Below are 23,185 nucleotides of genomic sequence, written 5' to 3' on the forward strand. Positions count from 1 at the left end.
ATGCGCATTCCTTTGTCATGGCTGCGTGAGTACGCGCCGGTCCCGCAGGAGGCCACCGCCGAGCAGGTGCTCGAAACCATGGTTTCGATCGGCTTCGAGGAAGAAGAGGTCCACCGGCCCACGGACGAGATCTCCGGCCCCGTCGTCGTGGGTCAGGTCCTGAGCCGCGAGCCGGAGGAACACTCCAATGGCAAGACCATCAACTGGTGCCAGGTCCGCGTGGTCCCGGAAGGCCAGGAGCAGACGCTCACCGGCAAGGGCATCGACCCGTCCGGTGTGCAGGGCATCGTGTGCGGCGCGCACAACTTCGAGGTCGGGGACAAGGTGGTCGTCACCCTGCCCGGTGCCGTCCTGCCCGGTGACTTCCGCATCACCCCGCGCAAGACCTACGGCCACACCTCGGCCGGCATGATCGCCTCCGTTCGGGAGTTGGGCATCGGCGACGACCACGACGGCATCCTGGTGCTCTCCCGAATCGGACTCGATCCCGAACTCGGCACGGATGCGCTCGATCTGCTGGGGCTCTACGACGAGGCCGCCGAGATCAACGTGACCCCCGACCGCGGGTACGGCTTCTCGATCCGTGGCGTGGCCCGCGAGTACTGCCACGCCGTGAATGAACCCTTCCACGACTTCGTCCTCGACGCCGCAGAGCGCGCACCGGAGGCCACCGACGACGGCGGACACCCCGTTGAGCTGGCCGACCAGGCACCGATCAACGGCGTGTCCGGATGCGACCGGTTCGTCACCCGCGTGGTCAAGGGCATCGATCCCTCCCGTCCCACGCCGACCTGGATGGCCTCGCGCCTGCGCCTGGCCGGCATCCGCTCGCTGAGCCTGCCCGTGGACATCTCCAACTACGTCATGCTCGAATTCGGGCAGCCGCTGCACTTCTACGACCGTGCCAAGGTGGACGGAGCGATCGTGGTGCGCCGGGCACAGGCGGGCGAGAGCCTGACCACGCTGGACGACAAGCAGCGCACCCTGGACACCGAGGACCTGCTCATCACCGATGCCTCCGGTCCGATCGGCATCGCCGGCGTCATGGGAGGGGCCTCCACCGAGGTGGGGGCGGAGACCACCGACGTCCTGGTCGAGGCCGCCCGCTTCGACCCCATCACGATCGCTCGCTCCGCGCGTCGGCACCGACTGCCCTCGGAGGCCTCCAAGCGTTTCGAGCGGTCGGTGGACCCGGAGATCCAGGCTGCGGCGGCCCAGCGCGCCGTCGAACTCCTGGTGGAACTGGCCGGCGGAACGGCCGAGCCGGGTGCGGGTGACGTTCGTGTCGAGCGCCCCCGGACCGAAGTCGTCCGTCTCCCGGCCGACTACGTCTCCGAGCGCGTGGGGGTGGACTACACCCCGGAGCGCGTCGAGCAACTGCTGACCCGCATCGGGTGCACCGTGCACCGTGCGGCGGCCACCGGCTCGACCGGCAACGACGACGCAGCCGCCTGGCTGGTCACCCCGCCGTCCTGGCGTGCCGACCTGATCGCACCCGAGGACCTGGCGGAGGAGGTCGCCCGGCTGGACGGGTACGACAAGATCCCGTCCCGCCTGCCCATCGCCCCTCCCGGACGCGGTCTGACCCGCCGTCAGATCGGGCGCAAGCGCGTGCTGACCAGCCTGGCCGCAGCCGGCCTGACCGAGGTGCTGAGCTATCCGTTCGCCGCCGAGGAGGAGAACACCCTGTGGGGCACTCCGTCCGCCGAACAGGCCATCGCGGGCGTCCAGCTGCACAACCCGATCTCCGAGGCCAAGGGGCGGCTGCGTGTCTCCGTGCTTCCCGGCCTGTTGGACACGCTGCGGCGCAATCACGCCCGCGGCTTCAGGGACCTTGCCCTGTTCGAAGCCGGGCTGGTGTTCCTGCCGGGCGAGCAGCTTGGCTCCGCCCACGTGCCCCCGGGGGCGGTCAAGCTCGAGCAGTCCGTCCTGGACGAGATCAACGCCGGGATTCCGGACCAACCGCTGCGCGTCGGCATCGTGTTGGCGGGCAACGACGCCGCGGCGGCCCCCGGTGTCAGCGCCCGTGCCTTCGACTGGCAGGACGCGCTGGACGACGCCCTCCTGGTGGGGCAGGCCCTCGGCGTCCGGCTGACCGTCGCTCAGGGCAAGCACCAGGCCTTCCACCCCGGGCGGACCGCAGAGTTGACCACCCCGGATGGTCAGCACGTCGGGTGGGCCGGTGAACTGCACCCGCAGGTGGTTCAACAGCTGAACCTGCCCGAACGGACGTGTGCGGCGGAACTGGACCTCGACGTCGTCCTGGCGGCCCAAGCAGAGGGTGTTCAGGCCCAGAGCCTGTCGGTCCAGACCGCCGCCACCCAGGACGTCGCGTTGTTGGTTGACGCAGAGCTTCCCGCCGCCGCGCTGGTGGACACTCTCACCGAAGGCGCGGGGGACCTCCTCGAGGAGGTCCGGGTGTTCGACGTCTACGAAGGTGACCGGATCGAATCGGGCAAGAAGTCCGTGGCACTCGCCATGCGCTTCCGTGCCCCGGACCGCACTCTCACGGCGGACGAGGCATCGGCCTCACGGCAGGCGGCGGTCGACCTGACGGCACAGCGCCACGGTGCGGTCCTGCGCGGCTGAGGCTCACCGCCCACACTTCGCGCGATACCGTGGGGTGCAATGCGGGTCCCCCATCGACCACCCAGGTCCCGGCGGGCGGGAGCCGAGCGAACCCTGAGGTATCGGGCCACGTCCACAAGACCCCGGCAGGAGCACTGAATGGAAAAGCACAATCTCTTCGACGACGGCAGCGAGGAATCCGACCTGCTGGGGGGAGAGGCCGTGCCGGAGCGCGAGGAAAGCCCGGAGGCCGACGCCGCGGAGAGCAGGGAGTCCCAGGACGGGGACTCCCGCGGGGACGACCCCCTGCAGGGCTTTTCAAGGCTTGACGCGGACAATGCCTCGGATTCTTCCGTGACCTGGTCCTCCGTCGCTGTGGCCGTGGCGGGACTGTTGCTGGCGGTCCTGCTCATCGCCTTTTCCTACAACGCGTTCCAGCGTGCCGATCAGTTGCGGGGCTGGGCCAACCAGACCTGGGTGGTCAGCGGCCAGTACTCGAACATGACCAATGCCCTGGAGGGCACCGGCTACAACCCCGTCTACCAGATCACCCTTCCCCAGGACGACGAGATCGGTGACCAGCGGTTCGACTCCGGTATGGCCGACCCGTACATCCCGCGTCCGGGTGAGGCGGTCGAGGTCCGCGGTGAAGGCACGGGCGAGGTCACGGACGACTTCGAACAGAGCGCCGACATCGTGCTGGGCGTCGAGGACGACACGCTCCAGGTGCTGGCCACGGAGAAGGACGGGAAGCTCGACGGCGGAGTCACCGATCGCTCCGTGACCCAACAGCAGGTCAAGGGCTGGCTGTGGGCGGTGGCCGGTGTGGCGACTCTGGGCCTCGGCATTGCCGGCGCGATGTGGATGCGCCGTCGGAATCGCTGACGAGCAGGCTTGAACGCCGAGGGGGTGTCCGGTTCCCGCGGGAACCGGACACCCCCTCGGCGTTCAGTGCTGTCAGGGCACCAGCAGGAGCTTCCCCTGGGTGTTGCGCGACTCCAGGTCGGTGTGGGCGGAGGCCGCGTCGGCCAACGAATAGCTGCCACCCACGCGGACCCGCAGACCGGCGTCGACGGCCTCGAAGAGCTCCCGAGCGCGCCACTGCAGTTCCTCGGGTGTGCGCAGGTAGGCGTTCAGGGAGGGGCGGGTGACGTAGAGCGACCCCATGGCGTTCAACCGTTGCAGGTCGAACGGCGGGACCTGCCCGGAGGCACCACCGAAGAGCACCACGGTGCCGCGGGTCTTGACCGCCGCCAACGATTCGTCGAAGGTCGTTCGGCCCACGGAGTCGTACGCCACGTCGGCCCCTTCTCCGTCGGTGAGTTCCAGGACCGCGTCGGCAAAGCCTTCGTAGGGCAGGACGTGATCGGCACCCAGCTGCCGAGCGGTCTCCGCCTTCTCCGGGGAGGAGGTCAAACCGATCACGGTGGCGCCCAGCTGCTTCATGAGCTGGATCGCGAGACCGCCCACACCACCGGCTGCTGCCGTGATGACGGCTGTGGTCTCCGGGCCGACCTCGTAGGTGGACCGGGTCAGGTAGTGCGCCGTGAAGCCCTGCAACGGGAGGGCCCCGGCGTCGTCGTCGCTGATCGTGTCGGGAACCAGCACGGCCTGATCCGCGTTGACCAGGAACTGTTCCGCGTAGGTGCCGGAGCCCTGGGAGGTCATGACGCGCTGCCCCACGGCCAACGATTCCACGCCCTCGCCCACGGCCGCGACCACTCCGGCTCCCTCGGAGCCGGGCAGGAACGGGAGATCGACGTCGTAGACGCCTTCGCGCTGGTAGGTCTCGATGAAATTGACGCCCGTGCGTGACGTCGTGACCAGGATCTGACCCGGTCCCGGCGTGGGGGCGTCGGTGTCCTCGAAGGTCAGGACCTCCGGGCCACCGTGATCGTGAATTCGGATTGCGCGCATCGATCCACTCCTAACGGGCTGCTGCCACGTGTCGTACGTCGTCGTGACTCGAGCCTATCCCCGTTGACGGAGCGGCACACGGTGGGGATTGTATAAATATCGACAGCAATGCATAACTTTGCGTATGGTGGGTCCATGACGATTTCCGTTGCTGTTTCCGGCGCCACCGGCTACGCGGGAGGGGAAGTCCTCCGGCTGCTCACGGCCCACCCCGACGTGCAGATCGGTGCGGTGGCCGCCCACTCCAAGGCGGGTCAGCGCCTCGGCGACCTGCAGCCGCACCTGCACGAGCTCGCCGATCGTGTGCTCACGGATTCCAGCGTGGAGTCCCTGGCCGGTCACGACGTCGTCTTCCTCGCGTTGCCGCACGGGGCCTCGGGGGAGATCGCGGCTCAACTGCCGGCGGAGACCGTGGTGATCGACGCTGCCGCCGACCACCGACTGGAATCCGCCCGGGCCTGGCAGCAGTTCTACGGGTCCGAGCATGCCGGGACCTGGCCCTACGGCCTTCCCGAGATGATCGTGGACCCCTCCGGAACTCGCCAACGCAGCAGGCTCGAGGGCCAGTCGAGGATCGCCGTTCCGGGGTGCTACCCCACGGGCTCGCAGTTGGCTCTGGCACCCGCGGTGGCAGCGGGGGCGGTCGAACCCACCGACATCGTGATCGTGGCCGCGTCCGGAACCTCCGGTGCGGGGAAATCCCTCAAGCCCCATCTGCTGGGTTCGGAGGTCATGGGCAACATGACCGCCTACGGCGTGGGCGGCGTGCACCGACACACTCCCGAGATCGAACAGGGTCTCGGCTGGGCCTCCGGGGGCAAGCAGGTCACGGTTTCCTTCACCCCCACCCTGGCCCCCATGCCGCGCGGCATACTGACGACGGCGACGGCGCGGCTCACCGGGGACGTCTCGGCAGCCGCGGTGCGCGAGCTCTACCTGGAGGCCTACGCGGACGAAGCCTTCGTGCACGTCCTGCCCGAGGGCCAGATCCCCACCACCAAGGCCACGGTGGGGTCCAACCACGTGCAACTCCAGGTGGTCGTGGACGAACGCGCGGGCCGGCTGATCATGGTCGCAGCGTTGGACAACCTCACCAAGGGCACCGCCGGCGGTGCCCTCCAATCCATGAACATCGCGCTCGGCCTGCCCGAACAGGCGGGGCTGACGCAGCAGGGAGTCGCACCGTGACCGCAGCCGAGCAAGCACCCCAGTACTCCTCCCAGAACCCGGGCCACGGCGTGGCGGTGGACACCGACCGCGGCGTGACGGCTGCCGGGGGCTTCCGTGCAGCCGGTGTCACCGCGGGTTTCAAGCCGTCCGGCAAACCGGATTTCGCGCTCGTGGTCAATGACGGTCCGCAGTCCGCCGCGGCTGCCGTGTTCACCTCCAACCGGGTGGCCGCCGCGCCGGTGCACTGGTCGCGCCAGGTCGTTGCCGACGGGGCAGCGCGCGCCGTGATCCTGAACTCCGGCGGCGCCAACGCGTGCACGGGCCCGCAGGGCTTCCAGACCTCCCACACCACCGCCGAACTGGTCGGCGAAGCCTTGGAGGTCGGGGCGGGTGACGTCGTCGTGTGTTCCACCGGCCTGATCGGGGAACAGTTGCCGCTGCAGACCATCCGGGATGGCGTTCCGCTCGTCGTGGCGGCCCTGGCGGAGGGCGAGGCCGCGGGACTGGCCGCTGCCACGGCCATCATGACCACGGACACCGTGCCCAAACAGGCAACCCACCGCAGTGCCGAGGGGTGGGGCGTTGGCGGAATGGCCAAAGGGGCCGGGATGCTGGCCCCGGGGCTGGCGACCATGCTGGTGGTCATCACCACGGATGCCGAGCTCCCGGCCACCGTGCTGCAACGCTGCCTGGCCGAAGCCTGCGCGAGCACATTCGACCGCACCGATTCCGACGGTTGCATGTCCACGAACGACACCGTGGTCCTCATGGGTTCCGGGGCCTCGGGAGTGGCCCCCGAGGAGGCCGAATTCGTCCGCGCGCTGACGGCCGTGTGCCACAGCCTGGCCCAGCAACTCATCCGCGACGCCGAGGGAGCCTCCCACGACATCGCTGTCACCACGGTCAACGCCGTGAGTGCGGAGGAGGCCGAAGAGGTCTCCCGCAGCGTGGCCCGCTCCAACCTGTTCAAGACCGCCATCTTCGGCAACGACCCCAACTGGGGCCGCGTGCTCTCCGCGGTGGGCACCACCTCGTCCGTGTTCGATCCGGACGAGCTGGACGTGAGCATCAACGGTGTGACCGTGTGCCGCGACGGCATGATCGGGGACTCGCGCGACGGCGTGGACCTGGCGGCGGCCCGTGAGGTCGAGGTCGTGATCGATCTGAAGGTCGGCGTGCACGAGGCGACCATCTGGACCAACGACCTCACCCACGACTACGTCGAGGAGAACAGCGCCTACTCGACCTGATCGGCCTCCTCGGTCTCAGGCTGACCGGCCACACCGGCCACACGATCAGCCCCGCCCATCGTCGTACGCCCATCGTCGTCCGTGCATCGCCACCCCGGTGCCGACAACAGGAGAGAACATGCCCTCACCCATCGACCGGTTCGAAACCGCCCAGGTCAAGGCCGGTGTGCTCATGGAGGCGCTGCCCTGGATCACCCGGTACTCGGGCAGCACCATGGTCTTCAAGTACGGCGGCAACGCCATGGTGTCCGACGAACTCCGGCGCGCGTTCGCCGCGGACATGGTGTTCCTGCGCTCCGTGGCGATCCAACCCGTCGTCGTGCACGGTGGGGGTCCGCAGATCAACGCGATGCTCGACCGGCTGGGCATCGAATCCGAGTTCCGCGGCGGGCTCCGCGTGACCTCGGGGGAAGCGATCGACGTCATCCGCATGGTCCTCACCGGCCAGGTCCAGCGTGAGCTCGTGCACCTGATCAACGCGACCGGCCCGTTCGCGGTCGGGCTCTCCGGCGAGGACGCATCACTGCTCAACGCGGTGCGGCGCGGCACGGTCGTCGACGGCGAGGAGGTGGACCTGGGGCACGTGGGCGAGGTGGTTTCCGTGAATCCCGAGCCCCTCAAACGGCTCATCGCCAACGGGAACATTCCCGTGATCTCCTCCGTCGCCCCGGAGGTGGATACGAACGGCAGGGTGACCGGGGAGGTGCTCAACATCAACGCCGACACGGCGGCGGCCGCGGTTGCCGTGGCCCTTGGGGCGGAGAAGTTCGTGGCCCTGACCGACGTCGAAGGTCTGTACGCGAACTGGCCGGACCGGGGCTCGCTGATCGACTCCCTGACCGCCTCGGAACTGCGGGATCTCCTGCCGTCGCTTCAATCGGGAATGATCCCCAAGATGGAGGCCGCTCTGGCGGCCGTCGACGGCGGAGCGGGCCGGGCCACGATCGTGGACGGGCGGGAAGCGCACTCCGTCCTGCTGGAGATCTTCACCGACCGCGGCATCGGCACGGAGGTCCGTCCCGACGGCGCCGCACCCAGCCAGCCGCCCACGGTGGTTCCGCCCGAGGGCCGGGAACCACAGGATGCGGGAGAACAGCACCAGGCACTCGACGACGCAGCAGCGAAAGGCCTCTCATGAGCACCGGAAACGACACCACGAACGGCGGCGACTCCCAGGCCGCCCCCACCCAGAGTGAGCTGCTCACCAGTTACCGGGACCACCTGTTGGGGGTCTTCGGCGCTCCGCAGGCCGTGCTCGTCCGCGGCCAGGGCGTGCACGTCTGGGACGCCGACGGCAACGGCCTGGTCGACCTGCTGGGCGGCATCGCCGTCAACGCCCTGGGGCATGCCCACCCGGCGTGGGTGAAGGCCGTCGCCGATCAGGCCGCCACGCTCGGCCACGTCTCCAACTTCTTCACCACCCCGCAGCAGATCGGCCTGGCCGAAAAGCTGCTCGAACTCGCGGCGGCCCCTGACGGCTCCAAGGTCTTCTTCGCCAACTCGGGGTCGGAGGCCAACGAGGCGGCCTTCAAACTGGCCCGCCGCAGCGGCCACGAGAACCCTGGGCCCAACGGGCCCCGCACCACGGTCGTTGCCGTGGACGGGGCCTTCCACGGACGGACCATGGGATCCCTCGCGCTCACCGCCAAGAAGGCCTACCGCGAGCCGTTCGAGCCCCTGCCGGGCGGCGTGGTCCACATCGCGCCCACGCTGGAATCTCTCGAAGCAGTCATCGACGACTCGGTCTCCGCGCTGATCGTGGAACCGATCCGCGGGGAACAGGGTGTCTTCGCTCTGCCCGACGGCTGGCTCCAGCGGGCGCGGGAACTCACCCGGGAGCACGGTGCGCTGCTGATCGTGGACGAGGTCCAGACCGGCATCGGCCGTACCGGGGAATGGTTCGCCTACACGGCACAGCTGGATGCCGGAGAACTCCCGGACGCGATCACGCTGGCCAAGGGGCTCGGTGCAGGCTTTCCCGTGGGCGCGCTCATCACCTTCGGCGACGCCGTGTCCCAGCTGCTCACGGCGGGCCAGCACGGTACGACCTTCGGCGGCAATCCGTTGGCCACCGCCGCCGGGTTGGCCACGCTCGCGACCATCGAACACGACGACCTGTTGGCGAACGCCCGTTCGGTGGGGAAGGTTGTGACGGACGGTCTCACCGCCCTCGAACGAGTCCAGGAGGTCCGCTCCCACGGGCTGCTCATCGGATTCGACCTCGACGATCCGCGTCAGGACCCCGATTCCGCCGAGCCGCTCGGGGCCGCCGTCGTGGCCGCCGCGCGCGCGGCCGGGTACATCGTCAACGCGACCGGCCCCACCACGATCAGGCTGGCCCCACCGTTGATCCTGACCCAAGCGCAGGCCGAAGACTTCCTAGCGGTTCTGCCGTCGATCCTGGACCGGGCCGACGCCGCGCTCGCCGCCCACTGACCTCACCCCCCAGCCCCGCTGTTCCCGACGGCGGTACCGAAAGGACCACCACGTGCCACGCCACTTCCTGCGCGACACCGATCTGACTCCCGCCGAACAGTCCGAGGTCCTGGACCTGGCCGCGGCCGTCAAGGCCGACCGCTGGGCCCACAAGCCTCTGGCCGGCCCGCAGACGGCGACGGTCATCTTCGACAAGACCTCGACCCGGACGCGGTTCTCGTTCGCCGCCGGAATCGCCGACATGGGGGGCCAACCCCTGGTCGTGAATCCGGGGGAGGCGCAGATGGGTGTCAAGGAATCCATCGCCGACACCGCACAGGTGCTTTCCCGCATGGTGTCCCTGATCGTCTGGCGGACCTACGCGCAAGCGGGCGTGGACGAGATGGCCCAGCACGCGAGCGTTCCCGTGATCAATGCGCTCTCTGACGAGTACCACCCCTGCCAGATCCTGGCGGACCTGCAAACCATCCGGGAGCACAAGGGGCAGACCCAAGGCCTGTCCTTCGCCTACCTCGGAGATGCCGCCAACAACATGGCCAACTCATACCTGCTGGGCATGGTCACCGCCGGAATGGACGTTCGCATTGCGGGGCCGGAGGGGTACCTGCCGGATCCCGCGGTCGTCGCGGGTGCCGAGGAGCGCGCGCGGGAAACCGGCGCCACCGTGCTGGTGACCACCGACCCCGACGTCGCCCTGGCCGGGGCCGACGTGGTGTGCACGGACACCTGGATCTCCATGGGGCAGGAAGCGGAGAAGGCCGTCCGGGCGGAGGTGTTCCGGGCCTACAGCGTCGATCAGGCGGCCATGGACAAGGCGGAACCCGACGCCGTCTTCATGCACTGCCTCCCCGCCTACCGCGGTTCCGAAGTCACCGCCGAAGTCATCGACGGGCCCCGTTCCGTGGTTTTCGACGAGGCGGAGAACCGCCTCCACGCGCAAAAAGCCCTGATGATCTGGCTGCTGGCGCAGTCCGGCAGTTATGACCTGGAGACGGGCGAGGTCCTCCGATGAGCATCCCGGCGACCAAGACCGCCCGCCAGGCGCGCATCGTCGCGTTGGTGGGATCCGGTGCCGTCCATTCCCAGGCCGAACTGGCTGACCTGCTGGGTGCGGACGGACTGCAGGTCACCCAGGCCACGCTGTCCAGGGACCTCGTGGAGCTCGGGGCGGTGCGCGTCCGGGACGCGGAAGGATCGCTGGTCTACGCAATTCCTCAGCCGGGTGCAGGTGATGGGCTCGCGGGCGGGGAACACCCGACGGAGGCCCTGGACGCGCGGTTGGCGGGTTTGTGCAAGGAACTGCTGGTCACGGCGGAGGCTTCCGCCAATCTGGTCATGCTGCGTACACCACCGGGTGCGGCGCAGTACTTCGCCTCCGTGATCGACCACTCGACCCTGCCGGAGGTCCTGGGCACCATCGCGGGGGACGACACGATCATGGTCGTGACCCGTGACCCCCTGGGGGGACAGGACCTGGCGGACAAGTTCTTGGCCCTGACCATCCGCGAGTAGGCGGACGTACGGCATGGCCGGTTCTGTCAGGCCGCCGTCCTGTGCGGCCCTGATCCTGTGATGCAATAGGGGACGCTTTCGGCGTCACCGGGGGAACGAACGTCAACCGTGTCCGATTCCGGCCCGGTGGAAGCCTGCCTCTGCTGACCCAAGGACCTACCCGTGACGAATCTCGCGACCCTGCTCTCCGACACCGCTGCGCGTGACCCGCAGAACGTGGCCGTCCGGGCGGATGCCGCAGCCATCGACTACCGCACCCTCAACGCCTTGGCCGACGCGTTCCTCCAACGCTTGGCCGACCTGGGGGTGCAGCCCGGGGACCGCGTGGCGTTGATCTCCCCGAACGTGCCCCACATGCCCGTGGCCTACTACGGCATCCTCAAGGCCGGTGCGGTCGTGGTGCCGTTGAACCCGTTGCTCACGGAACGCGAACTGGAGGGTCTCTTCCGGGACGCGGGCGTGCGCGCCGTCGTGGCCTTCGACGCCGTCGCCGATCGTGCTGAGCACGTGGTCGCGGAGATGACCGCCGACGGCACAACCCAGGTCGCCTTCGTCAGGCTCGCGGGGGACGCGTTGAGCCCGGAGGCATTGGGAGAGCCTCCGGAGACGGTCGAGCGCGCCGACGACGACCTGGCTGTCCTGCTCTACACGTCCGGGACCACGGGTGAGCCCAAGGGCGCGATGCTGACCCATCACAACCTGGCGTCCAACGCATGGATGACCACCCGCATGTTCGACTACCGCCCCGATGACGTCTTCCTGGGGGCGTTGCCGTTCTTTCACGTGTTCGGTCAGACCGTGGTGCTCAACGCCGTCGTCGCCGTGGGGGCCTGTGTGAGCACGGTGGCCTCCTTCCAGCCGCGTGCCGTACTGCACCAAGTCAACGACCACGGGGTGACCCGGTTCGTGGGCGTCCCGTCGATGTTCGTGGCCGTCAACAGCCTCCAGCGCGCGGATCGGGTCGAGTACCCGTCGCTGGTCAACGCCATCTCGGGTGGTGCCTCCATCCCCGTCGAGGTGCTCAAGGAGTTCGAGCAGCTGTTCGGTGTGACCCTCTACGAGGGGTACGGCCTGTCCGAGACCTCACCCGTGGTCTGCTTCAACCACCCCGTCAACGACCGAGTCCCGGGCTCGATCGGCACGGCGTGCGAGGGTGCGGACGTGCGGGTTCTCGACGACGCCGGCCGTGACGTCGCGCGCGGAGAGGTCGGGGAGATCGCGGTGCGCGGGCAGTACGTCATGGCCGGTTACTGGAACCAGCCGGAGGTCACTGCCGCGGCGTTCACGGGCGAGTTCTTCCGCACGGGTGATCTGGGACGGCAGGACGAATCTGGCCGGTTCTTCATCGTGGACCGCAAGAAGGACATGATCCTCCACAACGGATACAACGTGTACCCGCGCGAAATCGAAGAACTGCTCTACGAACACCCGGCTGTCCACGAGGCCGCGGTGGTGGGCGAAGGGGACATCACCGTCGGTCAGGACGTCGTCGCCTGCCTGGTGCTCAACCCCGGTCACGACGCGGACGCGGTGGTCGCGGAACTGCGCGACGCCGCCCGTCACGGACTGGCCGTCTACAAGCGGCCCCGGCACTACCGGGTTCTGGATGCCTTGCCCAAGGGCCCCACGGGCAAGATCCTCAAGCGGGAGATCGTCCTGGACTGATTGTCCAGCGGGTGTGAACCTCAGGCGTACCGCTCCAGCAGCGGGAGGACGCCTGTCCGCCCGAATTCCTCGGCGACGGCCCGCGCCGGCTGGAAGCCCGTGTCCTGTCCTGCACCTGCCTCCAGCAGCAGTCGAGTGATTTCTTCGTTCCCGCGGAACACCGCGCAGATCAGCGCGGTGAAGCCCATGTCGGACACCCGTTCCGTGTCCGCACCGCGGTCCAGGAGCATGCCGACGGTCTGCGGGTGTTCGTGGTAGGCCGCGAGATTGAGCAGGGTGTCTCCTTTGCTGTTGGTCAGGTTCACGGGCAGGCCCTGGTCGATGGCCGTAGCCAGGGACTCCGTCCTGCCCTCGCGGGCGGCGTCGAACATGGACTGCAACAGTTCCAGTTCGGCCTCGGTGAGTTCGGGGCGCCGGGGTTCACCGGGCGTGGTCGGCTCGGTCAAGGGAAGTCTCCTGACGGGTAGGGAGTGGAGTGGGCGCGGTCGTCGTCGCGAATGGCCTGCCCGGCCATTGTGTCGCACGTCCCGTGGGTGGCGAGAGAACGCCTAGACTGTGGCGCACGTCACGTCCATGTCGAGGGAAGGATCACCAGTGACCAACCTGGCGACTCTGCTGACCACCACCGCTCAGGCCCACCCGGAGCGGGTGATGGTGCACCTTGACGACGACGGACTGACCTACGCGCAGGTGGACGATCTCAGTTCACGCTTTGCCGGACACCTGCAGTCGCTTGGCGTCGAGGTGGGGGACCGGGTGGCCATCGTGCTGCCCAACCTGCCCCACGTCCCGGTGGTGTACTACGCGATCCTCAGGCTCGGTGCCGTGGTGGTCCCGCTGAACCCACTCCTGACGGCTCGGGAGGTGGCCTACCACCTCGACGACTCCGAGGCCAAGGTCGTCGTGGTCTGGGAAGCGGTGGCCGACGCAACGCGAGAGGCTGCCGGTGAGCGCCAGGTGGTCGAGCTCTCGGCGTCGTCGCTGGCCGAGATCTCGGGGCAGACGCCGGTCGAGGGTGTGGTGGAGCGGGAGGAGTCGGACACTGCGGTCCTGCTGTACACCTCCGGCACGACGGGCCGGCCCAAGGGTGCGATGCTGACCCACCGGAACATGCGGACCAACGCGGAACTCGTGGTGGAGCTGTTCTCCATCACGGAGGAGGACGTCCTGTTCGGCGGCCTGCCGTTCTTCCATGTCTTCGGCCAGACCGTGGCCATGAACGCCGTGGCCGCAGCGGGTGCCTCCGTCACGCTGTTGGGCCGGTTCGAGCCGGTCAAGGCCGTGGACGTGCTGGAACGCGATTCAGTCAGTCTGGTGGCCGCCGTTCCGTCCATGCACATCGCCATGCTGTAGGAGGTCGTCAAGCGTGGCGGCATGGACTTCCCTCGCCTCCGGGGTCTCATCTCGGGCGGCTCGCCGCTGCCCGTGGAGATCCTGACCCGAGCCGAACAAGTCTTCGGGGCGACGGTTCTTGAGGGCTACGGCCTGTCGGAGACCTCACCCGTGGTCTGCTTCAACCAGTTCGACGGGCCGCGCAAGGCGGGTTCGATCGGCACTCCCGTCCGCGGCGCGGAACTGCGCGTGGTGGATGCCATGGGTGAGGAAGTGACCGTCGGCGAGGTCGGTGAAATCGCCATCGCGGGTCAGTACGTCATGGCCGGCTACTGGCGACGTGAGGATGCCACGGCGGAGGCGATCCGTGACGGTTGGTTCCATTCCGGGGACCTCGGGTACAAGGACGACGACGGCTGCTTCTACATCGTGGACCGCATGAAGGACATGATCATCCGCGGTGGCTACAACGTCTATCCGCGTGAGGTCGAGGAGATCCTCTTCGAGTTCGACGGCGTGGCCGAGTGCGCGGTGCTCGGAGTGGACGAAGACCGGCTCGGGCAGGAGGTGGCCGCCGTCGTCGCCTTCCTGGAATCGCCCGCCGATCGGGAGGCGACGGCCCGTGAACTGGATGCGTTCGTGCGCGAACGCTTGGCGAACTACAAGGTCCCGCGGGTCTGGCAGCTCGTGGCAGAACTGCCCAAGGGTCCGACCGGCAAGATCCTCAAGCGCACGATCGAGCTGTCGGACGACGCGGTGCGAACGGGCAGCGATGCATAAATACACCGTGGTGTGTATAGTCATGCATGAGTTTTGACCTGACGACTGCAAGGAGAACTTTCGTGACTGAGCGCGTTGTGCTCGCCTACTCGGGCGGCCTGGACACTTCCGTGGCGATCGGCTGGATCGGCGAGGCCACCGGCGCAGAGGTCATCGCCTGCGCCGTCGACGTCGGACAGGGCGGCGAGGACCTGGAATCCATCCGTCAGCGCGCGCTGGACTGCGGCGCCGTGGAGGCCGTGGTGGCCGATGCACGCGACGAGTTCGCCAACGACTACTGCATGCCGGCGCTCAAGGCCAACGGTCTCTACATGGATTCCTACCCGTTGGTCTCCGCGGTTTCCCGTCCGGTGATCGTCAAGCACCTGGTGGACGCGGCCAAGAAGTACGGTGCCACCACCGTGGCCCACGGCTGCACCGGCAAGGGCAACGACCAGGTTCGCTTCGAGGTCGGCATCCAGACCCTCGGCCCGGACCTCAAGTGCATCGCACCCGTCCGCGATCTGGCGCTGACCCGCGAGAAGGCCATCGACTACGCCGAGCGCAACGACCTGCCGATCGCGACCACCAAGAAGAACCCGTTCTCGATCGACCAGAACGTGTGGGGTCGCGCCATCGAGACGGGCTTCCTGGAGGACATCTGGAACGCCCCCACCAAGGACGTCTACGACTACACCGACGATCCCGCCTTCGCCCCGGCACCCGACGAGGTGGTTCTGACCTTCCAGCAGGGCATTCCCGTGGCCATCGACGGCCGCCCCGTGACCCCGTTGGAAGCCATCCAGGAGATGAACCGCCGCGCCGGTGCCCAGGGTGTCGGCCGGATCGACATCGTCGAGGACCGCCTGGTGGGCATCAAGTCACGTGAGATCTACGAGGCCCCCGGTGCCATGGCCCTGATCGCCGCCCACCAGGAACTTGAGAACGTGACCATCGAGCGCGAGCAGGCCCGGTTCAAGAAGACCGTGGGTCAGCGCTGGACCGAACTGGTCTACGACGGTCAGTGGTTCTCCCCGCTCAAGAAGTCCCTGGACGTGTTCCTGGACGACACGCAGCGCTACGTCAACGGTGACATCCGCATGACGCTGCACGCGGGCAAGGCCACTGTGACCGGTCGCCGTTCGGACACCTCCCTGTACGACTTCAACCTGGCGACCTACGACGAAGGGGATTCCTTCGACCAGTCCCAGGCCCGCGGGTTCATCGAACTGTTCGGCATGTCCTCCAAGGTCGCCTCCGCCCGCGACCAGCGGTTGGCCGCCGAAGGTCTCTGATCGTTCCGACACCGAACGACGACGACGGGCGCCCTCCTTGACCTGCTTCGCTTGACGGTCCGCGGAGGGCGCCCGTCGTCGTCTCCTGTCAGCGCAAATGTGACGGGACCGTATTCTGGTTCCAGTACTTCTGGACGCAACACGAGGGGAAGCATGACCGAGCACGTCAAGCACGGGACGAACGAGGGTGCGCTGTGGGGAGGGCGCTTCGCGGGCGGCCCGGACCAGGCGCTCGCCGCGCTGTCCAAGTCCACGCAGTTCGACTGGCGGTTGGCGCCGTACGACATTGCGGGCTCCCGTGCCCACGCTCGGGTCTTGCACCGCGCGGGCCTGCTCGACGACGCCGAACTCGCGGGGATGATTGATGCCCTGGACCGGCTGGAGGCCGACGTGCGGTCCGGCGAGTACGTCCCCGCAGAGTCCGACGAGGACGTGCACGGCTCCCTGGAACGTGGACTGATCGAACGCGCCGGAACCGAGCTGGGCGGCAAGCTGCGCGCGGGACGTTCCCGCAACGACCAGATCGCGACCCTGGGCCGGATGTATCTGCGGGATCATGCCTCGATCATCGCCAAGAACCTGTTGGACGTCGTGCGCGCCCTGATCGCTCAGGCCGAGGCCCACCCGTATGCACCCATGCCGGGGCGTACGCACCTGCAGCACGCGCAGCCGATCCTGCTGTCCCACCATCTCCTGGCACACGCCTGGGCCATGGTCCGTGACGTCGAACGCTTCGTGGACTGGGACGCCCGCGCGGCGGTCTCCCCGTACGGGTCAGGTGCTCTGGCCGGCTCCACGCTCGGATTGGACCCCAACGCCGTCGCGGAGGAACTCGGCTTCGACTCGGCCGTGTTCAACTCGATCGACGGCACGGCCTCGCGCGACGTGTACGCCGAATTCGCGTGGGTCTGCGCCATGCTCTCCGTGGACGTGTCGCGGATCTCCGAGGAGATCACCACCTGGGCCACCAAGGAGTTCTCCTTCGCCACGTTGGACGACGCGTTCTCCACGGGGTCCTCGATCATGCCGCAGAAGAAGAACCCGGACGTCGCCGAGTTGGCTCGCGGCAAGGCGGGTCGTCTGATCGGTGACCTCACGGGTCTGCTGGCCACGCTCAAGGCACTGCCGTTGGCCTACAACCGTGATCTGCAGGAGGACAAGGAGCCGGTCTTCGACGCGATCGACCAGCTCGAGGTCCTGCTGCCGGCCGTCTCCGGCATGGTCGCCACGCTCACCTTCAACACGGAACGCATGGCCGAAATCGCCCCGCAGGGCTTCGCCCTGGCCACGGACATCGCCGAGTGGCTGGTGCGGGAAGGCGTCCCGTTCCGCGACGCCCATGAAATCGCCGGCGACGCCGTGCGGGTCTGCGAGCAGCGCGGTATCGAGCTGTGGGACCTCACCGACGCGGACTTCACCGCAATTGATGCCCGACTCACACAGGAGGTCCGCCAGGTCCTGACGCTCGAAGGTTCGCTCAACTCCCGGTCCTCGCAGGGCGGAACCGGCCCCGACGCCGTCGCGCAGCAGCTGGCGGAACTCAAGAAGCGGGTGGCCGCCATGGCCGACTTCGAGAACCGGACCCCGGTGGTCTCGGCCTGAGCGGCGAGATGCAGCTGGGCAAACAGGGGCGCCCGGAGCCGTGCGTGGAGCCGGGGCTGGACCGCGACCTGCTGGGCGTCCTCGAACTGCCAGCGCCGCAGGCGGCTCCTCTGCTGTTGGGGTCGTTGCTGTCGCACACCGGCCCGGAGGGGACCGTGACGCTGCGTCTGACCGAGATCGAGGCCTACGGCGGCCCCGCCGATTCCGACCTCCCGGACCCGGGCGCACACACCTTCAACGGGCGGACGGCGCGCAATGCCTCCATGTTCGGGCCGGCCGGTCGCGTGTACGTGTACTTCACCTACGGCATGCACCACGCCGTCAACCTGGTCTGCCGGCCCGCCGGAACCGCGGGCGGCTGTCTGATCCGCGCCGGCGAGGTCCTGGAGGGAACGGAACTGGCCCGGCAGCGGCGCAGCGTGCGTCGTCGCACCCCGGTTCCCGACCTCGCCCTGGCCCGTGGTCCCGGCAATGTCGCACAGGCACTCTCCCTGACACTGGCCGACGACGGCGCGCTCCTCACCTCGGACCTGGCGGCCACGGGGCTGACCCTCCGTCGTGGGGGCCCCGTTGCCGAGATCGTCACAACTGCACGCACCGGAGTCTCCGGTCCCGGCGGCGGCCCCGAGTATCCGTGGCGGTTCGCGGTGGCGGGGGACCCCACGGTGTCACCGTACAGAGCCGCGGTCACTCGCAATCGTCGTCGTGGATGACCGCCACCGGCTACGATGTCGCGTGTGAATCAGCAGCAGCCCGCGCAACCCACCGAGTCCATCGAACAGGTGATCGACCGCTTGTGCGTGAAGATCCCCGACCACCCGGACCCGGGGATCCTGTTCAGGGACCTGACGCCGTTGTTTGCGGACTCGCAGGGGTTCACCCGCACCGTCGATTCCTTGGCGGAGGCCTTCGAAGGCCAGTTCGACTGTGTGGCGGGCGTCGAGGCCCGCGGCTTCATCCTGGCCGGTGCCGTCGCACGCTCGGCGGGCTGCGGCGTGTTGCCCGTACGCAAGGAGGGCAAGCTTCCGCGCGAGACCTACCGGCAGAGCTACCAGCTCGAATACGGCTCCGCCACCCTGGAGATCCACACCGATGACCTGGCCCGCGGCTCCCGCGTGTTGGTCGTCGACGACCTCCTGGCCACGGGTGGAACCCTCGAGGCGACCGGGCAACTGCTGCACCGGGCAGGACTCCACATCGCCGGATTCGGTCTCATCATGGAACTGACCGACCTCCGCGGGCGGGCCAAGCTCGGCGGTCACCGCGTGCGCGCTCTCTACCGCGTCTGAGCCGCGCCGCGGGGACCAGTCCCGTCACCCGAGGTCACCTCACGTTCACCCCGAGCCGTCTACCATGGTGGGTCTGGAATCAGCGGAGGAGAACGATCGCATGACGGAACTCGCCAACGGTGCGGTGCAGCGCGTGGAGCGCCAGTTGGAGCTGGAACGTGAGTACGTGCGCCTGTTGTACGCGCGTCTGGACCAGCTCCGGGAGGAGAAGTCCGCGGAGCTGGACAAGGTGCGTCGCGTGGATGCGGGGAGCAATCATCAGAGCCGCTCCGAGCGTGATGCTTTCGCCACGCACTACGAGGACCGGCTCGCCCAGTTGAACTCCGTGGACAACCGCCTGGTCTTCGGTCGCCTGGACAGCTCAGACGACGACGGCGAACACACCCGCTACATCGGCCGTATCGGCCTGGCCACGGAGAACCACCGGCGGTTGATGGTGGACTGGCGCGCCCGTGAAGCGGCTGCGTTCTACCAGGCCACCGGCCGCCACCCCATGGGGGTCCGGCGCCGTCGCCATCTCATCCTGGACGGCCGCGACGTGACCGCGATCGAGGACGACGTCCTTGACCCCGAGATGCTCGACGACGACGGTGTGCTCCAGGGCGAAGGTGCCCTGCTGGCCGCGTTGAACTCGAAGCGCACCGGCCGGATGACGGACATCGTTTCGACCATTCAGGCCGAACAGGATCGGATCATCCGCGCACCGCTTGCCGGGGTGCACGTGGTCCAGGGCGGACCGGGCACGGGCAAGACCGCGGTTGCACTGCACCGAGCCGCATATCTGCTCTACGAACACCGTGAGCGGCTCCGCAAGTCAGGCGTCCTGATCGTCGGCCCGTCGTCGTCGTTCCTGTGGTACATCGACCGTGTCCTTCCGTCGCTGGGGGAGACGGGCGTGGTCATGTCCTCGCTGGCCGACCTGTACCCGGGAGTCCACGGGGTCCCCGAACGGAATCGTGACGTTGCCCGGATCAAGGCGGGGCTGGACATGGCCGACGTCATGCAGCAGGCCGTCCGGGACCGCCAGAAGGTCCCCGCGAAGGATCAGACACTGCGAGCCGACTCGTACACCGTGCGTTTGCCACGGAAGCTGATTCGTCGAGCCCGCGACAAGGCGCGAGCCACGGGCAAGCCGCACAACGAGGCGCGCGCGACGTTCGTCAAGATCGTGCTGCGGGAGCTGGCGGAAACCCTGGGCGATGACCTGAACAAGCGTTCGGGCAATTCGATCGATCGTTCGTACCTGGTCGAGGACCTGCGCCAGGCACCGGAGATCCGCAAGGCGCTCAACCTGTGCTGGCTCCCGCTGTCACCCGAAACCCTGGTGCGGCACCTCTTTGCCAAGCGGCATTACCTGGACTCCGCCTTCCGGTCGTATTCGAGGGCCGAACGGGATCTGCTGCAGCGCGACGCCGATGCCCCACTCACCGTCTCCGACGTTCCTCTCCTGGACGAGGCAGCCGAGTTGCTCGGGGATCTGGAAGAAGCGGGCGTACGCCTGCGGACCTCCGAGGCCGAGCGGGCCAAGGCCACGGAGAACGCCGAGAAGGCGCTGTACAACATGCACCAGTCCCTCGAGGACGTCGGGGTGGACGGGGTGGTGACGGCGGCCGACCTCACCGCCTTCAACGAGGAGTCCGAGCACCGGATGACGGCTGCCGAGGCCGCTCACGCGGACCGGACCTGGGCCTACGGCCACGTGGTGGTCGACGAGGCGCAGGAACTCACCCCCATGCAGTGGCGCGTGCTCATGCGCCGCTGCCCGATGAAGTCCTTCACCGTGGTGGGCGACATCGCCCAGGGCGGTTCGGCCTCCGCGGCATCGTCCTGGTCCGCGGCCCTGGACCCCTTTGTCCAGGACCGGTTCGAACTCGACGAGTTGACCGTCAACTACCGCACCCCCGCGGCCATCGCGGACGCCGCCGTCGCCGTCGCCCGCGCGGCTGGCCTCGAGATACCGGCGCCCAAGGCGGTGCGCGACGGGGTGCCGCCCATCCTCACCGTGTTGCCTTGCACGGCGGATCCGATCGAGGCCTCCGCCGAATCCACATCGGATCACGACGACGCCCTGACCCGCGCCGTTGCCGAACAGACCCTGGAGGAGATCGATGCGGTCGAAGGCGGCCTGGTCGCCGTGATCGCACCGGAGCACAGGGTTCACCACCTGGGGACTGAATTGTCCCGTTTGATTCCGGGCAAGGTCGGTGCTGGTATGCGGCGGGTCGACAACCAGGTCGTCGTTCTCTCGACCTGGGACGCCAAGGGGCTGGAGTTCGACTCCGTGATCCTGGTGGAGCCCTCGGAGATCGTGACCGAGTACGACGGTGTGGGATCGCTCTACGTCGCCATGACCCGTCCGACCCAGCGCCTTCGCGTCATCGGCACGGGTGACCTGCCCGCGGGGATGACCCCGGTCTCCTGAGTCAGTCCGTTGCGTCTCGGGTGCGGCATCGTGGCCAGGACGGCACCGCTCGGCACAGCGTCCGGGTGACGGGCACGCCCTGGTATTTTTGTGCGAGTGACGGAAAGCATCGACTTTGAGCAGCAGCACAACGACCCCTCCTTCCCCAACATCTGGCAGGAACTCAAATGGCGGGGCCTGGTCTACGTCTCCACGGACGAGGATGCGCTTGAAGAAGCACTCTCCGGTGACCCGATCACGTACTACTGCGGATTCGATCCCACAGCCTCCTCTCTGCACCTGGGCCACCTGGTCCAGCTGCTGACACTGCGCCGTCTTCAGCTCGCGGGCCACAAGCCGCTCGGACTGGTTGGGGGGTCCACGGGCCTGATAGGCGATCCCCGGCAGACCTCGGAGCGTGTGCTCAATTCCCGCGAGGTCGTGTCGGAATGGGTGGACACGCTGCGAGTCCAGATCCAGCGCTTCCTCTCCTTCGACGGCGACAACGCCGCGCGGATGGTCAACAACCTGGACTGGACCGCCAATCTCTCCGCGATCGACCTGCTGCGCGACATCGGCAAGAACTTCCGCGTGGGCACCATGATCAAGAAGGAGATCGTGGCCAAGCGCCTGAACTCCGAGGAGGGCATCTCCTACGCGGAGTTCAGCTACCAGGTGCTGCAGGGCTACGACTTCCTGAACCTGTACCGCGACTACGACTGCGTTCTCCAGACCGGTGGATCCGACCAGTGGGGAAACCTCACCGCGGGAACGGAACTGATCCGCAAGGTCGAGGGGGCGACGGTGCACGCCATCGGCTCGCCGCTCATCACGAATTCCGACGGCACCAAGTTCGGCAAGTCGGAAGGCAACGCCATCTGGCTCAACCCGGAGATGACCTCTCCGTACGCCTTCTACCAGTTCTGGCTCAACACGGCGGACGCCGACGTGATCGACCGTCTCAAGGTCTTCACGTTCCGCACCCGGGAAGAGATCGCAGAGTTCGAGCGCCTGGTGGAGGATGAGCCGTTCCGTCGGGAGGCGCAGAAGCAGCTGGCCTACGACGTGAACACATTGGTCCACGGGGAGACCGCAACCCGTCAAGCGATCGCCGCATCTGAGGCGGTCTTCGGCCGAGGGGACTTCACTGAGCTCGATGCCGACACCTTGGCGGCCGTCGTGGCAGAGCTGCCTTCGGCAACCGTGCCGACGGACCGGCGCGACGTGGTTGACCTGTTGATCGACACGGGACTGTCAGCCTCCAAGACCGAGGCTCGGCGAACCCTCTCCGAAGGGGGAGTGTCCGTCAACAACGTCAAGATCACCGACGCCGAGGCCACGATCACCGACGCCCAGATCCTCCAGCAGCGCTACGTCCTGCTCAAACGGGGGAAGAAGAACATGGCTGCGGCGGTACTCGAAGGCTGACCTCGCGCCACGCGCAGTGCCCGATGGGCGGGTGTGAGCGAGGGCACCGTCCTCGAGGGCATCGGCCAGTTGCGGCACCCTGGGGGCGTGTGTACAGTTGACATCTGTCGCAACGACGGCGGGAACGCAAGAACCCGAACGAGCGACCGGTCCACTTCGAGACCACACCCACACAACGATCTGCACGATCAACAGGCATGCCCTCGGGCTGATCGGTTGATTTGCGAGAAACAGTGAGGGTGCGTATCGTAGCGGTCCGCGACGGAGGCGGAAAGATCCGAAAACGTCGTCCTGTTGTTTGAGAACTCAATAGTGTTTTGTTTGTTTGTTGATACCAAATTTTTTGTTTGTTTGGTTGATGCCTGCCCTCACGGTTTCGTTCCCGTGATCGTGGGGTGGGTTTTCGGCCGGGTTTTGATGTTTTCGTTGAAACGTGTTTTGTTTTTTGACGGAGAGTTTGATCCTGGCTCAGGACGAACGCTGGCGGCGTGCTTAACACATGCAAGTCGAACGATGAAGCGGTGCTTGCACCGTGGATTAGTGGCGAACGGGTGAGTAATA

The 23,185-nt window shown here is 67.7% G+C and carries 18 protein-coding genes, 1 rRNA gene and 1 pseudogene; 18 read left to right on the forward strand and 2 right to left on the reverse strand.

The genetic code is table 11. The features are described from left to right. Both pheT and EDL96_RS10040 read left to right on the forward strand, forming a co-directional pair. Entirely contained in the window at positions 1–2,589 is a 2,589-nt protein-coding gene (gene pheT / locus EDL96_RS10035; protein ID WP_123825720.1) for a phenylalanine--tRNA ligase subunit beta, read from the forward strand. A 138-nt stretch (positions 2,590–2,727) separates the two neighbouring features. Continuing rightward, the gene (locus tag EDL96_RS10040; protein WP_123825721.1) at positions 2,728–3,453 is read left to right on the forward strand and encodes a hypothetical protein; all 726 of its coding nucleotides are present in this window, start codon (positions 2,728–2,730) and stop codon (positions 3,451–3,453) included. Positions 3,454–3,525: 72 nt separating this feature from the next. On the opposite strand, the gene EDL96_RS10045 is transcribed toward EDL96_RS10040, so the two are convergent. Further along, a complete protein-coding gene (locus tag EDL96_RS10045; protein WP_123825722.1) occupies positions 3,526–4,485 on the reverse strand; it encodes a quinone oxidoreductase family protein in 960 nt (319 codons plus the stop codon). A 135-nt stretch (positions 4,486–4,620) separates the two neighbouring features. On the opposite strand from EDL96_RS10045, the gene argC reads away from it, so the two are divergent. From argC to EDL96_RS10080, 7 genes are all read left to right on the forward strand, one after another. Further along, positions 4,621–5,673, forward strand: coding sequence for an N-acetyl-gamma-glutamyl-phosphate reductase (gene argC / locus EDL96_RS10050; protein ID WP_123825723.1), 1,053 nt, complete (start codon positions 4,621–4,623; stop codon positions 5,671–5,673). 56 nt (positions 5,674–5,729) lie between these two features. Further along, positions 5,730–6,905: a bifunctional glutamate N-acetyltransferase/amino-acid acetyltransferase ArgJ gene (gene argJ / locus EDL96_RS10055; protein ID WP_233568833.1), complete on the forward strand. Its 1,176-nt coding sequence runs from the start codon at positions 5,730–5,732 to the stop codon at positions 6,903–6,905. Between the two features lie 118 nt (positions 6,906–7,023). After that, entirely contained in the window at positions 7,024–8,043 is a 1,020-nt protein-coding gene (argB, locus tag EDL96_RS10060; RefSeq protein WP_123825724.1) for an acetylglutamate kinase, read from the forward strand. After that, positions 8,040–9,341 carry an acetylornithine transaminase gene (locus EDL96_RS10065; RefSeq protein WP_123825725.1) on the forward strand — a complete coding sequence of 434 codons (1,302 nt, stop codon included), beginning with the start codon at positions 8,040–8,042 and terminating at the stop codon, positions 9,339–9,341. The genes argB and EDL96_RS10065 overlap by 4 nt, the downstream gene beginning before the upstream one ends. Before the next feature lie 52 nt (positions 9,342–9,393). Further along, positions 9,394–10,353 carry an ornithine carbamoyltransferase gene (gene argF, locus EDL96_RS10070; protein WP_123825726.1) on the forward strand — a complete coding sequence of 320 codons (960 nt, stop codon included), beginning with the start codon at positions 9,394–9,396 and terminating at the stop codon, positions 10,351–10,353. Next, on the forward strand, positions 10,350–10,853 hold the full coding sequence (locus tag EDL96_RS10075; RefSeq protein ID WP_123825727.1) for an arginine repressor: 504 nt from the start codon (positions 10,350–10,352) through the stop codon (positions 10,851–10,853). The genes argF and EDL96_RS10075 overlap by 4 nt, the downstream gene beginning before the upstream one ends. A 162-nt stretch (positions 10,854–11,015) precedes the next feature. Further along, a complete protein-coding gene (locus EDL96_RS10080; protein ID WP_123825728.1) occupies positions 11,016–12,518 on the forward strand; it encodes a long-chain-fatty-acid--CoA ligase in 1,503 nt (500 codons plus the stop codon). 20 nt (positions 12,519–12,538) lie between these two features. On the opposite strand, the gene EDL96_RS10085 is transcribed toward EDL96_RS10080, so the two are convergent. After that, a complete protein-coding gene (locus EDL96_RS10085) occupies positions 12,539–12,964 on the reverse strand; it encodes an ankyrin repeat domain-containing protein (protein WP_233568828.1) in 426 nt (141 codons plus the stop codon). 148 nt (positions 12,965–13,112) lie between these two features. Here EDL96_RS10085 and EDL96_RS10090 point away from each other — a divergent pair. The 9 genes and pseudogenes from EDL96_RS10090 to EDL96_RS10125 form a co-directional block, all read left to right on the forward strand. Further along, positions 13,113–14,174, forward strand: a pseudogene (locus EDL96_RS10090) (AMP-binding protein); the annotation flags it as partial. A gap of 123 nt (positions 14,175–14,297) precedes the next feature. Then, a complete protein-coding gene (locus tag EDL96_RS13960; RefSeq protein WP_325049555.1) occupies positions 14,298–14,630 on the forward strand; it encodes an AMP-binding enzyme in 333 nt (110 codons plus the stop codon). Positions 14,631–14,692: 62 nt separating this feature from the next. Further along, complete coding sequence (locus EDL96_RS10095; protein ID WP_123825729.1) at positions 14,693–15,904, forward strand: argininosuccinate synthase; 1,212 nt, start codon at positions 14,693–14,695, stop codon at positions 15,902–15,904. A gap of 153 nt (positions 15,905–16,057) precedes the next feature. Next, positions 16,058–17,506 (forward strand): argininosuccinate lyase, encoded by a 1,449-nt coding sequence (gene argH / locus EDL96_RS10100; RefSeq protein ID WP_123825730.1) that lies wholly within the window; start codon positions 16,058–16,060, stop codon positions 17,504–17,506. A gap of 8 nt (positions 17,507–17,514) precedes the next feature. Beyond that, on the forward strand, positions 17,515–18,219 hold the full coding sequence (locus EDL96_RS10105) for a DNA-3-methyladenine glycosylase (protein WP_123825731.1): 705 nt from the start codon (positions 17,515–17,517) through the stop codon (positions 18,217–18,219). 15 nt (positions 18,220–18,234) lie between these two features. Then, the gene (locus tag EDL96_RS10110; RefSeq protein WP_123825732.1) at positions 18,235–18,795 is read left to right on the forward strand and encodes an adenine phosphoribosyltransferase; all 561 of its coding nucleotides are present in this window, start codon (positions 18,235–18,237) and stop codon (positions 18,793–18,795) included. A 100-nt stretch (positions 18,796–18,895) separates the two neighbouring features. Next, positions 18,896–21,217: a HelD family protein gene (locus EDL96_RS10115; RefSeq protein ID WP_123825733.1), complete on the forward strand. Its 2,322-nt coding sequence runs from the start codon at positions 18,896–18,898 to the stop codon at positions 21,215–21,217. Positions 21,218–21,313: 96 nt separating this feature from the next. After that, entirely contained in the window at positions 21,314–22,624 is a 1,311-nt protein-coding gene (gene tyrS, locus EDL96_RS10120) for a tyrosine--tRNA ligase (RefSeq protein ID WP_123825734.1), read from the forward strand. Between the two features lie 445 nt (positions 22,625–23,069). Further along, positions 23,070–23,185 (forward strand): 16S ribosomal RNA (locus EDL96_RS10125); the annotation flags it as partial.

The sequence above is a fragment of the Kocuria soli genome (assembly GCF_003797835.1).
Classification (GTDB): Bacteria; Actinomycetota; Actinomycetes; order Actinomycetales; family Micrococcaceae; genus Kocuria; species Kocuria soli.

Coding starts and splice junctions, on each gene's coding strand:
- argB (WP_123825724.1), top strand. CDS start 7,024: ATGCCCTCACCCATCGACCGGTTCGAAACCGCCCAGGTCAAGGCCGGT.
- EDL96_RS10065 (WP_123825725.1), top strand. CDS start 8,040: ATGAGCACCGGAAACGACACCACGAACGGCGGCGACTCCCAGGCCGCC.
- EDL96_RS10115 (WP_123825733.1), top strand. CDS start 18,896: ATGACGGAACTCGCCAACGGTGCGGTGCAGCGCGTGGAGCGCCAGTTG.
- pheT (WP_123825720.1), top strand. CDS start 1: ATGCGCATTCCTTTGTCATGGCTGCGTGAGTACGCGCCGGTCCCGCAG.
- EDL96_RS13960 (WP_325049555.1), top strand. CDS start 14,298: ATGATCATCCGCGGTGGCTACAACGTCTATCCGCGTGAGGTCGAGGAG.
- EDL96_RS10040 (WP_123825721.1), top strand. CDS start 2,728: ATGGAAAAGCACAATCTCTTCGACGACGGCAGCGAGGAATCCGACCTG.
- EDL96_RS10110 (WP_123825732.1), top strand. CDS start 18,235: ATGTCGCGTGTGAATCAGCAGCAGCCCGCGCAACCCACCGAGTCCATC.
- argC (WP_123825723.1), top strand. CDS start 4,621: ATGACGATTTCCGTTGCTGTTTCCGGCGCCACCGGCTACGCGGGAGGG.
- argH (WP_123825730.1), top strand. CDS start 16,058: ATGACCGAGCACGTCAAGCACGGGACGAACGAGGGTGCGCTGTGGGGA.
- EDL96_RS10105 (WP_123825731.1), top strand. CDS start 17,515: ATGCAGCTGGGCAAACAGGGGCGCCCGGAGCCGTGCGTGGAGCCGGGG.
- EDL96_RS10045 (WP_123825722.1), bottom strand. CDS start 4,485: ATGCGCGCAATCCGAATTCACGATCACGGTGGCCCGGAGGTCCTGACC.
- EDL96_RS10075 (WP_123825727.1), top strand. CDS start 10,350: ATGAGCATCCCGGCGACCAAGACCGCCCGCCAGGCGCGCATCGTCGCG.